Source organism: Sphingopyxis sp., from assembly GCF_041916015.1.
Classification (GTDB): Bacteria; Pseudomonadota; Alphaproteobacteria; order Sphingomonadales; family Sphingomonadaceae; genus Sphingopyxis.
Genome location: NZ_JAYSAH010000015.1, coordinates 1 through 11,575 on the forward strand (window position 1 = coordinate 1; position 11,575 = coordinate 11,575).

The window sequence follows — 11,575 nt, forward strand, 5'->3', positions numbered from 1 at the left end:
GCAGCCCAAAACCTCCGGAAAATGGCAAAGATCTTCCCGATCCAGAACCTCGCCACCGCCTGATCAAGGTGGAGAGGCCGTTCGCCTCCCGTCGGCTTCCACCCTCAGCACAGCGTCCGGGTGACTTCTTCAACAGAATACGGTCAAAATGAAGACGCTGGCGGCGTCGATCTTCGCAACCGCCGACGAGGTCGTGATCGACAGCCTGATCTCCTGCTTTGCAAATCCCGACCCCACCATCCGCGACAAGGCAGCCTTTACGCTATGGTCCGACGGGTTGCGCGGCAATCACCTCTCGCCCGCGCTCCTCCGCCATGCGGCCGCGCGGCTGTCCGCAGTGCTGGCCGCCCCCGACGACGAGGCGGGATTTTACAAGCCTTTTGCGGCACTAGCCTTATCCGAAGTCGCGCGCACCGACCGCGTGACCAGCTGGATGTCCGATACCGAGCGGCACAAGCTTGCCGAGACGGGCGCCGCCTATCTGCGCGACGTGACCGACTATCGCGGCTTCACGCCGGACGAGGGATGGCGGCACGGCGTCGCGCACGGATCGGACCTTGCGCTCCAGCTCGCGCTCAATCCGCGCCTCGCGCGCGCCGATGCGGAGCGGCTGCTCGCCGCAATTGCGGCGCAGGTTGCGCCTGACGCATCTGACGCATCGCCTTTTTACCATTATGGCGAGCCGGCGCGACTTGCCCGGCCGGTGCTGTCTCTGGCGACGCGCGCCGATATCGACGATGCCGCCTGGGCGGCGTGGTTCGGAGCGCTCCATCCCGACCATGGGGCACGGTGGCGGGACGCCTATGCGAGCGACGCGGGCCTTGCGGCCATCCACAACACGACCGCCTTCGCGAACGCAATCCATGTCGCCGCCACCGAGGCGCCGGACCCGCAAATCAAGCGCCTCGCGCCACTCGCGGCCGACTTGCTGAAGGCGCTGCCATAGCCGAACCGATGGCCTGCGAGGCGTCAGGACAGAGAAACGGCGGGTTCCGAAAGCCAAAGCTATACTCCCGTTCGTGTCGAGCGAATTCGGGACCCGCCTGGGAAGCGCCAGCCTTCGCGTGTCTCGACTTCGCTCGACACGAACGGAAATAGGGGACGGTCTGGAATCCAGCTCAGAGCCGCCCTCGCCTCAGAGCATCCGGTTCATTCCTGCGAGCAACCCCCGCCAGTGCTCGCTGAGCCGCCGCTGGAACAGCATCAGCTCGAACCCGTGCCGCGCCGCATGATCCTGCGGGATCGCGTCCCAGCCGCGATGCTCGACCGTCACGCGGGTTTCCACGCCCACCGCCTCGAAACGCACCTCGACTTCGGTCGCCTGATCGGGCGCGAAGCTCGGCAGACGCCAGCCGAAGGTCAGCCGCTCGCCGGGCAGCCAGATGCGGACCGGGCCGATCTCCCACTCCGTGCCATCGTCGAAGCGCGTCACCAGCCGGCCGCCCGGTCCCGCCGGGTCGAAGCGCAGCACGCCGTCGCCCTTTGGCGTCAGCGGGAAGAGCGGATGGCTTCTCCACCAGCGCCCGATGCCGGCGGTAAAGGCCGCGAAGGCCGCCGCGGGCGTCGCCGCGACGCGCAGCGCGACGATTACCGCGGCGCTCATTCGCCGCCCTCGACATGGGATTTGAACGCCGCGAGCTGGTGCGACCACAGCGCCTCGGTCTCGGCGAGCCAGCGCTTGAGGTCGTCGGTCGCGCCCTGTTTCAGGCTGTAAATGCGGACGCGGGCATCGAAATAAGGATGGCCGTCCTCGACCAGCCCGCCCTCCTTGAGCGCGCGCAGGTGCCGGCTCATCGCCGGGGCGGAGAGGCCCAGCGCGGCCGCAAGCTCTCCGGCGCTATGCGGCCGCTCGCGCAGCAGATCGACCGCGCGCCGCCGCGCCGGGTCGGCGAGGGCCCCGAGGATGCGATCGACCGCGCCGCTCAATCGTCGAGCCGCGTCTTGGTGGTGAAGCCGCCCTCGGCGTCCCACTGCTCGGCGGTCTTTTCCTCGACGGTGACGCCGAAGGTCCAGATATGCCCTTCGGGGTCCTTGGCGCGGTAGGTGCGGTCGCCGTAGAATTGCGTTTCGGGCGGCGCGATGATGTCGGCGCCCGCCGCGCGCGCCTTTTCGCAATGCGCGTCGATATCCTCGCCCCGGCCGAGCTGGACATGCACGGTCTGCGTATTCTTGCCGCCGAGGTTCGCGGGGCTGCGATGATCGTCGGACCATTCGTTGCCGATCATGATCGTCGAGGTGCCATATTCCATCTCGCTGTGCGCGAGGTTGCCCTGCTCGTCGAGCAGGACGAAGACCGGCTCGAACCCGAACGCCTCCTCCAGCCAGCGGAACGCCGCCTTGCTGTCCTTGTAGCAGACGGCGCTCGAAAGCCCCTTTGCGCGATGTTCGGCCATGTCTCGTCTCCCGAGTCGATAGATTGATTTCACCTACATAGAATATTTTCATATAAATGAAAATACATGCAATCGCGGGTGAAGTTGATAAGAAAAGCGGATGACCGATCTCGCCCGCTGCGTCGCCGAAGCCTATGAAGTCGCGCTGCCGCACCGCGGCCAGGGTAAGGTCGCCGACTATATCCCGGCGCTGGCGAAGGTCGACCCGGACCGCTTCGGCTTCGCGCTCGCGCTTCCCGACGGCACGGTCCACACCGCAGGCGATGCCGACATACCCTTTTCGATCCAGTCGGTGTCGAAGGTCTTCACGCTGGCGCTCGCGCTGAAGCGCGTCGGCAGCGCGCTCTGGGACAGCGTCGGGCGCGAGCCGTCGGGCAGCGCCTTCAACTCGATCGTCCAGCTCGAAAGCGAAGGCGGCAAGCCGCGCAATCCGCTGATCAACGCAGGCGCGATCGCGACGACCGACCGGCTGATCGATGGGCGCGACGGCGTGGCGGCGATCGCCGAGATCGTGGACTTTCTGCGCGCCCGTGCCGGCGACGATCGCGTTACGATCGACGAGGAGGTCGCCTCGTCCGAATCGCAGACCGGCGCGCGCAACCGCAGCCTCGGCTATTTCATGCAGGCGTTCGACAATCTGCATCACCCGGTGGAAACGGCGCTCGGCGTCTATTTCCGCCAGTGCGCGATCGCGATGAGCTGCCGCCAGCTCGCGAAGGCCGGGCTGTTCCTTGCGATGGAAGGCCGCGATCCGCTCACCGGCGCGCAGCTGATCGAACCGCACCGGGCGCGGCGGATCAACGCGATCATGATGCTCTGCGGCCATTACGACAATTCGGGCGAATTCGCCTTTCGCGTCGGCCTGCCCGGAAAGAGCGGGGTCGGCGGCGGCATCCTCTGCATCGCGCCGGGACTGGGGTCGATCGCGGTCTGGTCACCGGGTCTCAATGAAGCGGGAACCTCGCTCGTCGGCGCGATCGCACTCGAGCATTTCGCTTATGCGGCGGGCTGGTCGGTGTTCGACTCCAGCGTCGGCTGAGCTTCAGTCGTCGTTGAGAAGTGCCAGCTTCACCCGGGCGGTGCCGCTGCGGTGCATGCCGATCTGGCGCGCGGCGGCGTGGCTGATGTCGATCACCCGGCCGCGTGAGAAGGGGCCGCGGTCGTTGATGCGGACGACGACGCTGTCGCCGTTCGCGACATTGGTAACGCGAACCTTGCTGCCGAAGGGGAGCGAGCGGTGCGCGCCGGTCAGCTGGTCGGGGTCGAAGCGTTCGCCGCTCGCGGTGCGGTTGCCGGCGAGTTCGTCGCCGTAATAGCTGGCCATGCCGCCGTCGATTTCGGTAACATCCGGGGCCTCGACGGCCGCTTCGTCAGAGGCTTGCATGTCCTGAGCTGCGGCCGAGACCGTCAGCAGCATCGGTATCAAGATGGCAGAAAGCGCCCGCATGACATCCTCCCCTTTTCGGTGGAGGGCCAAAAGCAGCGGCGGCTTGTCGTGACAAGCCGCCGCGCGTTGGATCGAACCTAATTTACGTCAGGACGGTATCAAACGTCGAGATTGGCGACGCTCAGCGCATTGGTCTGGATGAAGTCGCGCCGCGGCTCGACCTCGTCGCCCATCAGCTGTTCGAAGATGCCGTCGGCGACGTCGGCCTGCTCGGCCTTCACGCGCAGAAGCGAGCGGTTCGACGGGTCGAGCGTGGTTTCCCACAATTGCTCGGCGTTCATTTCGCCGAGGCCCTTGTAGCGGCTGATCGACAGCCCCTTGCGGCTGTGCGCGAAGATCGCATCGAGCAGCTCGGACGGGCGCGTCACCGGATTCGACTTGGCACCGGCGGCAGCCGGAACTTCCCCTTCTTCGCCTTCGGCGGTCTCGGCCTCGACCGCCGCTGCGCCGCTCGCCTTCACGAGGCGGCCGGGGCGGCCGTAGGTTTCGGCCTGTTCGCTCGCGAGCTTGTGGAGGCGGCGCGCTTCCTGGCTCTGCAGGAAGGCGGCGTCGACCGCATGATGGTCGCTGACCCCGCGCCAGCGGCGTTCGAGCGTGTAGCCGCCGCCCTCGACCGCCTCGACGGTCCAGGCGGCTTCGGCGCCGCCCGTCAGTGCGCGCTCGGCGGCGTTGAGCCACGCGGCGGTGTTCGCGGCGGCGCTGTGACGGCCCGCGGTGTCGAGATCGGGATCGAGCGCGCCGGCAAAGGCGAGCGCCTCGACGAGCCCGTGATCGAGGCTGCGCGGGACGTAGCGCATCAGTGCGCGCAGCCGGCGGCCATGCTCGATCAGTTCGCGCAGATCATTGCCCGAGCGCGCGCCGCCGGGGGTTTCGAGCAGCAGCGCGTCGATGCCGCCCTCGACGAGGTAATTTTCGAGCGCGGTGTCGTCCTTCAGATAGACCTCGCTCCGCCCCTTCGCGACCTTGTAGAGCGGCGGCTGGGCGATATAGAGATGGCCGTTCTCGATGATCTCGGGCATCTGGCGGTAGAAGAAGGTGAGCAAGAGCGTGCGGATATGCGCGCCGTCGACGTCGGCGTCGGTCATGATCACGATCTTGTGATAGCGCAGCTTTTCGAGGTTGAACTCGTCGCGGATGCCCGTGCCGAGCGCCTGGATCAAAGTCCCGACTTCCTTCGACGAGATGATGCGGTCGAAGCGCGCGCGCTCGACGTTCAAAATCTTGCCCTTGAGCGGCAGGATCGCCTGCACATGCCGGTCGCGGCCCTGCTTGGCGCTGCCGCCTGCCGAGTCACCCTCGACGAGGAAGAGTTCGCACTTGCTGGGGTCGCGTTCCTGGCAGTCGGCGAGCTTGCCGGGGAGCGAGGCGATGTCCATCGCGCCCTTGCGCCGCGTCAGTTCGCGCGCCTTGCGCGCCGCCTCGCGTGCGGCGGCGGCGTCGATGATCTTCTGAACGACCGCCTTGGCATGGGCGGGGTTCTCTTCGAGCCATTCGGTCATCCGGTCGGCCATCAGGCTTTCGAGCGGCTGGCGGACTTCGGATGAGACCAGCTTGTCCTTGGTCTGCGACGAGAATTTGGGGTCGGGGAGCTTGACCGAGACGATCGCGGTCAGCCCTTCGCGCATGTCCTCGCCGGTCAGCGAAACCTTTTCCTTCTTCAGGATGCCCGACTTCTCGCCATAGCTGTTGAGCGTGCGCGTCAGCGCGGCGCGGAACGCAGCAAGGTGCGTGCCGCCGTCGCGCTGCGGGATGTTGTTCGTGAAGCAGAGGACGTTTTCGTAATAGCTGTCGTTCCATTCGAGCGCGACGTCGATGCCGATGCCGTCGCGCTCGGCGCTGATCGCGATCGGATCGGGGAGCAGCGCATTCTTGTTGCGGTCGAGCCATTTGACGAAAGCCGCGATGCCGCCTTCGTAGAAGAGGTCGTGCGCCTCATGCTCGGCATGGCGCGCATCGACGATCTTGATCCGGACGCCCGAGTTCAGGAAGGCGAGCTCGCGATAGCGATGCTCGAGCTTCTCGAAGTCGAATTCGGTGACGTTCTTGAACGTGTCGGTCGAGGCGAGGAAGGTCACGCGCGTGCCTTTCTTGCCCGCCGGCGCCGGGCCGCGGACGACGAGCGGCGCAACCGAATCGCCATGCTCGAAGCGCATCCAATGCTCCTCGCCGTCGCGCCAGATGGTGAGTTCGAGCCATTCGGACAGCGCATTGACGACGCTGACGCCGACGCCGTGGAGACCGCCCGACACCTTGTACGCATTGTCGTCGCTGGTATTCTCGAACTTCCCGCCGGCGTGGAGCTGGGTCATGATGACCTCGGCCGCCGAAATGCCTTCCTCGGCATGGATGCCGGTCGGGATGCCGCGGCCATTGTCCTCGACGCTGACCGACCCGTCGCTGTTGAGCGTGATCAGGACGAGATCGCAGTGGCCCGCGAGCGCTTCGTCGATCGCATTGTCGCTGACCTCGAACACCATATGGTGCAGGCCCGAGCCGTCGTCGGTGTCGCCGATATACATGCCGGGGCGCTTGCGGACCGCGTCGAGGCCCTTCAGCACCTTGATCGAATCGGCGCCATAGGCGTTGCTGTTGGGCTGTTTGGAGGCGCTTTCGCTCGCGCCATTCTCGCTCTGTTCTGTCATATCGATTATATAGGGTCGAGGGGCATAAAACCCAAGCGAAAATGCGCCTCTCCGCCTTTTCGGATGGGCCGTTGCGCAGTGTCGCCGCGGCGGCTAGATTCGTCCCCATGAAACATGGTTCCGCCTCCACTCTCGCCGCCCTGTTCGCCATCTCGCTCGGCGCATGCAGCCAGCCCGCGCCGCCCGCCGACAATGCTCCCGCGGTCGCCGGCGAGCCGCTCGCGACGCGCGCGGTGATGATCGGCACCGAGGGCGCGAGCCTGCCCGCCTGCGCGAGCACCAGCCGCGTCAAGGCGGCCGGCACCGACGCCTATTGGGCGCCGGGCGAGACGCGCGCGATCAAGGCAAAGCTCGCGGGCGGCACGAAGGTATCGGTGTGCGAGGCGACCGACGACGATGCGTGGTTCGGGGTGGTCTTCGCCCCCGCGGACTTCGACCCCGACCTGTGCGGGGTCGGCAAGCCGGTGGCGAATGCGCGCGAATATCAGGGCCCGTGCCGCTGGGGCTGGATCAAGGGCGGGACGGTGCAACTGGGGGCTTAAGGCCCAAAACCCCGTGTGTCCTTTGAGTCCCCTTCGACAGGCCCAGGGCAGGCTTAAGGAGACAAAGGATACGGACGCACGCGTCGAAAATGTCTCCTTTGTCGCTTTAAGGCGGAGCGCCGGAGGGCGTCTGCGCGGGATGATCGACGATCCAAAGAGCCGGCGACGAGGCTGACACAGCCCGATAATGTAGGAAAGCATTGAATTTCGGACGCGGGCATGGCGCCGCCCCGGGGTGCCTGTCCGCCATGGCCGCTCGCGACCGGGAGTTGCCGCACTCTCTCCCTTCGTCATTCCCGCGAAAGCGGGAACCCAGGGATGGGTAAGCGGACGGACGCTCTGGGTCCCCGCTTTCGCGGGGATGACGAAGTAAAGAAAGGGCAGCGTCCGCTCACCACCCCGAAGCCGCCGCTACCCCCGGCAATCCTCGATCGCCCGCCCGATCTCCGACTGCACCGGCAGGGTCAGCGCGCCGCTCGCCGATTCGAGCGCGAAGCGGCCGCGGCTGAAGGCGATGCGGTCGAGCCGGATGTCGCGGCTGGGCATCGTCGCGCTGCCGCCGTCGAAGCGGATCTGGTCGGTTCCCGCGCTGGTGCGGAGCGCGACAGGGCCGTCGAGCGGTGAGGTCAGGCGGATGCCGCCGCCTGTGCAGCTCATCGTCAGCAGCGGGTTTGCGCTGCCCGACGGGACGAAGCTCGCGGTGCGGCTGCCCGCGTCATAGCGCCACGCGCCCGGATTGACCGCGCGGTCCTCCCAACTCTTGCCCGGCGCCGGCAAAGGGGCTGGTGCCGGTGCGGGCGTCGGCGCGGGGCGGGGTGCCGGCGGTGCCGGTGTCGGCACGGCGGCGCAGCCCGCCATCGCCAGCGCCATTGCAGCGCCAACCGCATATCCCGCCTTTTTGCGACCGGAAATTCCCACGCTCAAAATCCTTGCCAATCGATCACCTCGTCCAATTCCACCCGCGGCACCGGCCACTGGTTCACCGCCTGTCCCGCATCGGCATGGCCGATCGCGAGGCCGGTGAACAAAATCTGGTCCTCGCCGAGCTCCAGTGCCTCGCGCACCGTGGCGCCGTACATCGCCCAGCATTCCTGCGGGCAGCTGGCGAGACCCTGCTCGACGAGCAGCAGCATCACCGATTGCAGCCACATGCCCATGTCCGCCCATTGCGGCGGTCCCATGATGCGCGAGCAGTGGAGGAAAAGCATCACCGGTGCGCCGAAACCCCGGTAATTTTCCATGAATTGAGCGAGCCGGCTGCGCTTGTCCTCGCGCGGGATGCCGAGCGAGGCGTAAAGTGCCTCGCCGACGCCGAAGCGGCGGCTTTCCCACGGATCGGTGAGGCCCTTGGGATAAATGTCATATTCGGGCTGATAGCCTTCGCGGCCCATCGCGATGCGGGCCGCGACGGCGGTCTTGACCCGATCCCACGGCTCGCCGGTGACCAGCGTGGCCTGCCAGGGCTGGAGATTGCCGCCCGAGGGCGCGCGCTGCGCCGCGGCGAACACCGCCTTCAGGGCCTCCGGATCGACCGGCGCATCGGTGAAGGCGCGGACCGAGCGGCGGCGGTGGAGGGCATCGACGACCGAACCGGGAAGAGCGTCACTCGCTGGCATATTTATCCTCTCGTCTTTTTCCGAACAGCAGGCCGCGTTCGAGCCGGGCTTTCAGCTGCCGGTAATAGCTCAGCAGGAAGACGTCATCCTCTTCGGCGACCGGGCGGCCGATCTTGCCGCGAATCGTGTCGGCGACCTCGCGCATCGCACGCGGATCGCGGGTGCGGATGACGCGTTCGAGCTCCTGCAATTCATAGATGCCATAGACCGACAGCTCGGCGTCGCTGAACCGCATCGCCCCGGCCTCCGCGCTCGCGGCGATATCGCTGTCGAGCTTGACGCGCTGTGCCATCACCACCCACGTCCCCGCGATCAGGTCGCCCATCCGCATCCGGTCGCGGTTGAAGAGCAGGAACAGGCTGAGCGTCAGCGACCAGCTGACCCCGGCAAGGATCGTCCAGCCCGACACCATGTCCTCGGAGGCGCCGACCCCGAGCATCATCAGCGGCAGGAAGAGTTCGAGCTCGCGGATCAGGTTGCGCGCGACGACCGCGTCGGCGGTCAGCCGTCCGCCGTCGCGTGCGACGACGCGGATGCCCATCAGCCTTTTGCCCGGCGTCGCGGCGCGCGACCCGAGCTCGAAGCCGATGAACCAGAAGGTGCGGAGGATGAAGGCGCCGAGCATCCAGACGACGACCGCGGCGTCGTTCTTCACCGCGACCCCGATCCACAGCATGAGGAGGGTGAAGACGATCAGAACCATATTGATGAGGACGAGATCGACGATCAGCGCGCCGAGGCGCAGCCCCGAACTCGCGATGCGAAGCTGCAGGTCGACGCCCTCGGGGGTCACGAACTCGCGGATTTTCTTCGTCTGCGCCGGCCGCAGCCTGGAATTGGCGGCGGCGGTCACGCGACGTCCTCGCGGCGCGGGATGTAGTAATAGGCGAGCCAGAAGAGCAGCATCACCGTCCCGATGCCGTAACGCACCCATGTGTCGGTGATGAGCTGGCGCCCGAAGCCTTCGAGCAGCCCGGCGACGAGCAGCATCAGGATGACCCCGACCATCACCTTGCCCGCGGTTTTCCCGGCCTCCGCCGCCGCTTCGAGCCGGCCGCGCGCGCCGGGGAAGACCACCGCGGTGCCGATGCGCAGGCCCGCGGCGCCCGACAGCGCGGCGGCGAACAGCTCGGTCGTTCCGTGGATGAACAGCCAGCCGCCGAAATCGACCCCGAGCCCCTTGCCCGAAAAGAGCGCGAGCATCGCGCCGAGCCCGATGCCCTGATAATATTCGAGCATCATCGTCGGCACCCCGAAGGCGAAACCGAGCGCGAAGGACATGATCGACACCTGGCTGTTGTGGGTGAAGAGATAGGTCGCGAAGACATGGAGCCCGCTTTCCTGATCTCCGCCTCCCTTTCCGTGGCCCAGCGTCGAGCGCAGGAACTCGACCGTCGCATGGGGGTCGCGGCCGCCCGACATCTCTTCGGGGACGAAATTATAATACCATTCGGGGTTGCTCGCGACGAGCGCGTAGCTGGTCAGCGCGCCGAGGACGATGACGAGCGCGATGATCAGCGTTTCCTTCCACACCGCGCGGACCGCGGCGGGCCAGTCGTAGCGGAAGAAGCGGCGGATGCGGCTCGCGCGCGTCTCGCGCACGCCATAGACGAGGAAATAGCCGCGGATCGACAGGGCTTCGAGATGGTCGAGCAGCGCCTTGTCGAGGCTGGTCGCGCGCGCGATCGACAGCGACGAGAGCGTCGCGCGGTAGAGGATCGGAAGCTGGAGCAGCTCGTCGCTGGTCAGCGCCGCCGCGCCCTTCCTTTCGAGCCTGGTCAGCAGCAGGTCGAAGGCGATCCAGTCGGCCTCGCGCTCGGCGCGGAAGCGGCCGGACGAAAAGGAGGGGAGCTCGGCGGCGCTCACAGGCTGCCGGCCCGCTTGATGCCGAGATAGGCCTCGACCACCGATGCCCCCATTGCATCGGCGGGCACCTCGATGACGTCGGCGCCGAGGCGCTGGAGCCGCGCGATGACGAGCTGGCGGTCGCGCAGCATCGCCGCGGCGACGTTCGCGCGGGTGACGTCGGCGGCGCTTTCGGGGCGCTGCCGCTCGACCGCCTCGACCTCGTCGTCGCGGATGACGACGAACAGCAGGCGGTGCGTCTTCACGAGCCGGCCGGCGGCGCGGATCATCAGGTCGGCGCTCGTCGCGTCGCTGAATTCGGTGAACAGGATGATCAGCGACCGGCGGCTGAGCGAGGCCGACAGCGTCGTCAGCGCGAGGGTGAAATTGCTCTCGACCGGCGCATAGTCGATCAGGCTCGCGGCGCGCTGGAGCGCGGGGAAGTCCTGCACATGCATATAGGCGGGGGTCAGCGCCTGCGGCTTCGCGGCGAAGGAAAAAAGGCTGATGCGGTCGCCGAGCTTCAGCCCGGCATAGGCGAGGAGCAGCGCCGCCGACACCGCGCGGTCGACGCGCGGGACGCCGCCGGCCGGCTCGGCCATCGTGCGCCCGGCGTCGATCGCGAGGATGACGCGATTGTCGCGCTCGACCCGATATTCCTTGGCGAGCAGCTTGACGTGGCGCGCCGAGGCGTTCCAGTCGATCGCGCGCCGGTCCATCCCCGGCTGATATTCGGCGAGCGCCTCGAACTCGCTGCCCTCGCCGCGATGCTGCTGCTGGCGGAGGCCGAACCAGCTGTCGCGCTGGAACAGCCGGCGCCCCTCCTCGGTGACGGCGCGCAGGCTGGGGACGATCGCGACGCTGCGGTCGATCGCGAAGCGGCGCTGCTTCCAGACGAGGCCGAACGGGCCGGCCCAGCGAATCCACAGCGCCTCGATCAATGCCTGTCCGCGCCGCGAGGCTGCGAGCGTCACCGTGCGGACGAGCGCTTCGGCGTCACTCGCGCGGAGCATCCCGCCGGCGAGCCGCCCGCCGGGGGCGAGCCGCTCGTCGAGTGCGAGCGCGAACTCGGCCCGGCGCGGCACCGCGC

13 protein-coding genes are annotated in these 11,575 nt (G+C 67.3%); 3 read left to right on the forward strand and 10 right to left on the reverse strand.

Annotation, left to right across the window (positions count from 1 at the left end):
* Window positions 1-148 precede the first annotated feature (148 nt).
* Window positions 149-946, forward strand: a complete 798-nt coding sequence (locus ACE3SL_RS02370) for a DUF2785 domain-containing protein (protein WP_374524160.1) — start codon at window positions 149-151, stop codon at window positions 944-946.
* A 189-nt stretch (window positions 947-1,135) separates the two neighbouring features.
* Here the strand turns inward: ACE3SL_RS02370 and ACE3SL_RS02375 are convergent, their stop codons facing one another.
* From ACE3SL_RS02375 to ACE3SL_RS02385, 3 genes are read right to left on the reverse strand one after another with little or no spacing between them, the layout of a single operon-like run.
* The gene (locus tag ACE3SL_RS02375) at window positions 1,136-1,603 is read right to left on the reverse strand and encodes an SRPBCC domain-containing protein (protein ID WP_374524161.1); all 468 of its coding nucleotides are present in this window, start codon (window positions 1,601-1,603) and stop codon (window positions 1,136-1,138) included.
* Window positions 1,600-1,926: an ArsR/SmtB family transcription factor gene (locus ACE3SL_RS02380; RefSeq protein ID WP_374524162.1), complete on the reverse strand. Its 327-nt coding sequence runs from the start codon at window positions 1,924-1,926 to the stop codon at window positions 1,600-1,602. Before ACE3SL_RS02380 ends, ACE3SL_RS02375 begins: the two co-directional genes overlap by 4 nt.
* Window positions 1,923-2,393: a VOC family protein gene (locus tag ACE3SL_RS02385; RefSeq protein WP_374524163.1), complete on the reverse strand. Its 471-nt coding sequence runs from the start codon at window positions 2,391-2,393 to the stop codon at window positions 1,923-1,925. Before ACE3SL_RS02385 ends, ACE3SL_RS02380 begins: the two co-directional genes overlap by 4 nt.
* Window positions 2,394-2,493: 100 nt before the next feature.
* Between ACE3SL_RS02385 and ACE3SL_RS02390 the strand changes: the two genes are divergently transcribed.
* Window positions 2,494-3,432, forward strand: coding sequence for a glutaminase (locus tag ACE3SL_RS02390; protein WP_374524164.1), 939 nt, complete (start codon window positions 2,494-2,496; stop codon window positions 3,430-3,432).
* 3 nt (window positions 3,433-3,435) lie between these two features.
* On the opposite strand, the gene ACE3SL_RS02395 is transcribed toward ACE3SL_RS02390, so the two are convergent.
* Window positions 3,436-3,840, reverse strand: a complete 405-nt coding sequence (locus ACE3SL_RS02395; RefSeq protein WP_374524165.1) for a septal ring lytic transglycosylase RlpA family protein — start codon at window positions 3,838-3,840, stop codon at window positions 3,436-3,438.
* A gap of 98 nt (window positions 3,841-3,938) precedes the next feature.
* Window positions 3,939-6,482, reverse strand: coding sequence for a DNA topoisomerase (ATP-hydrolyzing) subunit B (gene gyrB / locus ACE3SL_RS02400; protein ID WP_374524166.1), 2,544 nt, complete (start codon window positions 6,480-6,482; stop codon window positions 3,939-3,941).
* A 107-nt stretch (window positions 6,483-6,589) separates the two neighbouring features.
* On the opposite strand from gyrB, the gene ACE3SL_RS02405 reads away from it, so the two are divergent.
* Window positions 6,590-7,024 carry a hypothetical protein gene (locus ACE3SL_RS02405; RefSeq protein ID WP_374524167.1) on the forward strand — a complete coding sequence of 145 codons (435 nt, stop codon included), beginning with the start codon at window positions 6,590-6,592 and terminating at the stop codon, window positions 7,022-7,024.
* A gap of 411 nt (window positions 7,025-7,435) precedes the next feature.
* Here the strand turns inward: ACE3SL_RS02405 and ACE3SL_RS02410 are convergent, their stop codons facing one another.
* From ACE3SL_RS02410 to ACE3SL_RS02430, 5 genes are all read right to left on the reverse strand, one after another.
* Entirely contained in the window at window positions 7,436-7,942 is a 507-nt protein-coding gene (locus tag ACE3SL_RS02410) for a hypothetical protein (protein WP_374524168.1), read from the reverse strand.
* A 2-nt stretch (window positions 7,943-7,944) separates the two neighbouring features.
* A complete protein-coding gene (locus ACE3SL_RS02415) occupies window positions 7,945-8,640 on the reverse strand; it encodes a nitroreductase (protein WP_374524169.1) in 696 nt (231 codons plus the stop codon).
* The gene (locus tag ACE3SL_RS02420) at window positions 8,627-9,493 is read right to left on the reverse strand and encodes an RDD family protein (RefSeq protein WP_374524170.1); all 867 of its coding nucleotides are present in this window, start codon (window positions 9,491-9,493) and stop codon (window positions 8,627-8,629) included. The genes ACE3SL_RS02415 and ACE3SL_RS02420 overlap by 14 nt, the downstream gene beginning before the upstream one ends.
* A complete protein-coding gene (locus tag ACE3SL_RS02425; protein ID WP_374524171.1) occupies window positions 9,490-10,506 on the reverse strand; it encodes a stage II sporulation protein M in 1,017 nt (338 codons plus the stop codon). The genes ACE3SL_RS02420 and ACE3SL_RS02425 overlap by 4 nt, the downstream gene beginning before the upstream one ends.
* Window positions 10,503-11,575: DUF58 domain-containing protein (locus tag ACE3SL_RS02430; RefSeq protein ID WP_374524172.1), on the reverse strand; the 1,073-nt coding region annotated here is incomplete at its 5' end. The genes ACE3SL_RS02425 and ACE3SL_RS02430, both read right to left, overlap by 4 nt.

Excerpts from the sequence above, each read along its gene's own strand:
- ACE3SL_RS02370 (WP_374524160.1), top strand. The coding sequence starts at position 149 with ATGAAGACGCTGGCGGCGTCGATCTTCGCAACCGCCGACGAGGTCGTG.
- ACE3SL_RS02375 (WP_374524161.1), bottom strand. The coding sequence starts at position 1,603 with ATGAGCGCCGCGGTAATCGTCGCGCTGCGCGTCGCGGCGACGCCCGCG.
- ACE3SL_RS02385 (WP_374524163.1), bottom strand. The coding sequence starts at position 2,393 with ATGGCCGAACATCGCGCAAAGGGGCTTTCGAGCGCCGTCTGCTACAAG.
- ACE3SL_RS02390 (WP_374524164.1), top strand. The coding sequence starts at position 2,494 with ATGACCGATCTCGCCCGCTGCGTCGCCGAAGCCTATGAAGTCGCGCTG.
- ACE3SL_RS02395 (WP_374524165.1), bottom strand. The coding sequence starts at position 3,840 with ATGCGGGCGCTTTCTGCCATCTTGATACCGATGCTGCTGACGGTCTCG.
- gyrB (WP_374524166.1), bottom strand. The coding sequence starts at position 6,482 with ATGACAGAACAGAGCGAGAATGGCGCGAGCGAAAGCGCCTCCAAACAG.
- ACE3SL_RS02405 (WP_374524167.1), top strand. The coding sequence starts at position 6,590 with ATGAAACATGGTTCCGCCTCCACTCTCGCCGCCCTGTTCGCCATCTCG.
- ACE3SL_RS02415 (WP_374524169.1), bottom strand. The coding sequence starts at position 8,640 with ATGCCAGCGAGTGACGCTCTTCCCGGTTCGGTCGTCGATGCCCTCCAC.